At 65.1% G+C, this 2,988-nt stretch carries 3 protein-coding genes; all 3 read right to left on the reverse strand.

Annotation, left to right across the window (positions count from 1 at the left end; all coding sequences use genetic code 11):
- The coding region (locus tag KDH09_02835; GenBank protein ID MCB0218604.1) for an excinuclease ABC subunit UvrA at positions 1–574 on the reverse strand (574 nt) is incomplete at its 3' end.
- Positions 575–579: 5 nt separating this feature from the next.
- Positions 580–1,338: an ABC transporter ATP-binding protein gene (locus KDH09_02840; protein ID MCB0218605.1), complete on the reverse strand. Its 759-nt coding sequence runs from the start codon at positions 1,336–1,338 to the stop codon at positions 580–582.
- A complete protein-coding gene (locus KDH09_02845) occupies positions 1,335–2,834 on the reverse strand; it encodes a transglutaminase domain-containing protein (protein MCB0218606.1) in 1,500 nt (499 codons plus the stop codon). Before KDH09_02845 ends, KDH09_02840 begins: the two co-directional genes overlap by 4 nt.
- Between the last annotated feature and the right edge of the window lie 154 nt (positions 2,835–2,988).

Here is a 2,988-nt window from a genome sequence, read left to right on the forward strand (position 1 = left end):
CATCGACGTCGAGGGTCTCACCGTCGATCCACACGCGGATGTAGGCGCGGCGCCGGCAGGAATCGAGGAAGCGCTCGGGGTCCTTGAGCTCATCGCCGTGGGGCGGGAAGAGCACCAGCGCGCGCTGGCCCTCGAACTTGCCGAGCATGGCGTCGCACACGCTCTGGGGCGTGTCGCGGCGGCAACGCTCGCCCGACTCGGGGCAGATGACGTGCCCGATTTTTGCGTAGAGCAGGCGCAGGTAGTCGTAGATCTCGGTGAGCGTGCCCACGGTCGAGCGCGAGGTCTTCACCGGGTTCTTCTGCTGGATGGCGATGGCCGGCGGAATGTTCTCGGCCTGGTCGAGGTCGGGCTTGGGCATGCGCTCCAGGAACTGGCGCGCGTAGGTGGAGAGCGACTCCACGTAGCGGCGCTGGCCCTCGGCATAGAGCGAATCGAAGGCGAGCGAGCTCTTTCCCGAGCCCGAGAGCCCGGTCACGACCGTCAGCTTTCCGAGCGGGAAGGCCACGTCGATGTTCTTCAGGTTGTGCTGGCGAAGCCCCTTGAGGGAGATCGCCCGCTCGTGTTCAGGCATGGGGATCAGCCTCCGGCGATCTCTTCGGGGACGGCCGCGTCGGCTTCCCCGGTCAGCTTGAGGAAGACGTGTTCGAGATTGCCCGACGGGTCGGCGGCGCGCTCGCGCAGCTCATCGATGCTGCCGGTCGCAATAATGTTGCCACCCTGGATGATGGAAACCCGCGTGCAGAGCTCTTCGACGACGGCCAGCGAGTGGCTCGACATGAAAATCGTGGTCCCGCGCGCGCTCATCTCGCGCAGCGCGTCCTTGAACAGGCGCGCCCCCTTGGGGTCGAGTCCCACCATGGGTTCATCGACGATGAAGATCTTCGGACTGTGCAGGAAGGCCGAGGCCATGGTGAGCCGCTGCTTCATGCCGTGGGAGTAGCTCTCGATGAGCTCGTCGGTCCAGTTCGTGAGATCGAAGAATTCCAGCAGCTCGGCGCCGCGCTTGGCGACCGTTTCCTTATCGACGCCGTAGACGCCGCCCATGAATTCCAGAAACTCGCGCGCGGTGAGCTTTTCGTAGATGTAGGGCCGGTCGGGCACGAAGCCCACGATCTGCTTGGCGCCGATGGGATCGGCTTCGAGATCCTTGCCGCCCAGCACGATACGCCCGCTGGTGGGCTTCAAAAGCCCGATCATCATGCGGATGCTCGTCGTCTTGCCCGCGCCGTTGGGACCGAGAAAGCCGTAGATCTCGCCCTCGCGCACATGGAGGTCGATGCCGTTGACGGCAGTGAACTGGTCGTAGACCTTGGTGAGTCCTTCAACCCGGATCATCGGGCCTCCTCAATGGTGATCTGGAGCTTTCCGAGCAGCGAGGTGAGCTTGGCCTGCTCGCCCATGTTGCCCTGCGCCAGCCGGATGCGTGTCACATCGGCGGGCATCTGGTCCACTGTGGCGTCGGCGCTCACCCACTGGCCCACGTAGAACTCCGTCCACGCGTGATAGTAGAAACTGCCCTGCAAGTGAACGAGGCCGACTGCCACCCGCGCGGGAAGCCCCACGCTGCGCGCCAGGGCCACCAGCAGGGTGGCGTGCTCGTTGCAGTCGCCGCTGCGGGTCTCCAGGGCTTCCAGGGCATTGGGGACCCCGACGACGTTCTGCTTGGCCAGATTGTCGAAGACCCAGGTGGTCAGTGCCCGCGCCGCGGCCACGGGGTCTTTCTCATCGCCGATGATCTTGCGCGCCTGCTCGGTCAGTTTGGGATGCCCCACGGGCACGAAGGGTTCGGCTTTCAAGAACCCGGCGTATTCGCTGCCGGTGTAGGGCAGTTCGTAGGAACCGGTCGCCGGGACTTCCTCACGTGCCAGGGTAAGCCGCACACCCGACTCCAGCGACGTCGCGCTCTGGCGAAGGCCACTCAGGTCGTCGAATCCGTCGCCGAGCCCCTCGATCCTGTAGGTGACCTCCCGAAGCGAGGGGATGTTCTCGAGCTTGCCGACCACCCGCACGGCGAAGAGCTCGCCGATGTCCAGGTCGCCGCCGCGGATGTCCTTGCCCGCCTGCTCGGCGCTCTCGCGGCGCATCTCCAGTCCCTCGGCTGTCTGCTCGCGCCAGACGCGGGCCTTTTCATCGAGCCACATTGTCGAAGTGTTCCCCAGCATGTTCTGGCTCACCCGGTAGAGCGTGCGCGTCTTCCCGCCGATATCGAGATCTTCGGTTCCCTCGACGTTGACGGTCATCACGCTCGATTGCTGCACGAAGGGATCGAAGATGTCGAAACGATACTCCGCGCCGACTTTGAGCCCCTTCTCGCGCAGAGTGAGATAGACCGCCGCGGGGGTGGTGAGCTGCTCGGGCACGTCGAGCTGGATGTTCTGCTCTCCCCCGGCGGTGACGATGACCGCGTCCAGGAGTTTGCCCCGGTGGCGGGCGGCCGCTTCGAGGGTGCTTCCCTCGGTCTCCAGGCGAAAGTGCATGCGCGAGAGCGAGTGGTTCTTGTCGAGCTCGCCGCGCTGTTTCATCAGGATCTGCCGCTTCGCGCCCATGACCTGCATGTCCCAGCGCACCTCGTCGGCAAAGAGGACGCCGCCCTCGTAGACCTCAAAGGCCGAGCGGGTGTAGCCCACCTTTACATCGCGCAGGTAGACACCGAACCAGGCTTCCTCGTACCCGGCGGCGCCCGGGTCGAGTTCCTTGATCTCAAGCGCCAGCAGGTCGCCGGCCTCGCCGCCGGCGCGGACGTCCTTGTCGCTCCAGTCCGTTTTCGCTGCGAGCCAGCCAATGGCCCCCAGCCAGACGATCACGATGGTGAGTTTGAAAATGCGCGTCATGTTCCGGGCCGGTGGTTGCGTGGACGGCAAGGGGTCGCTCCCCCTTTGCCGCAACCCCGGCAAGAGCAGGAACTTACCACCATCGCGCCGGGGAGGAAAAAAAAAGGACCCCGGAACCGGGGGCCAGCAGTTGTTGCTCGGCCGAATGGAGGCC

The sequence above is a fragment of the Chrysiogenia bacterium genome (assembly GCA_020434085.1).
Taxonomy (GTDB): domain Bacteria; phylum JAGRBM01; class JAGRBM01; order JAGRBM01; family JAGRBM01; genus JAGRBM01.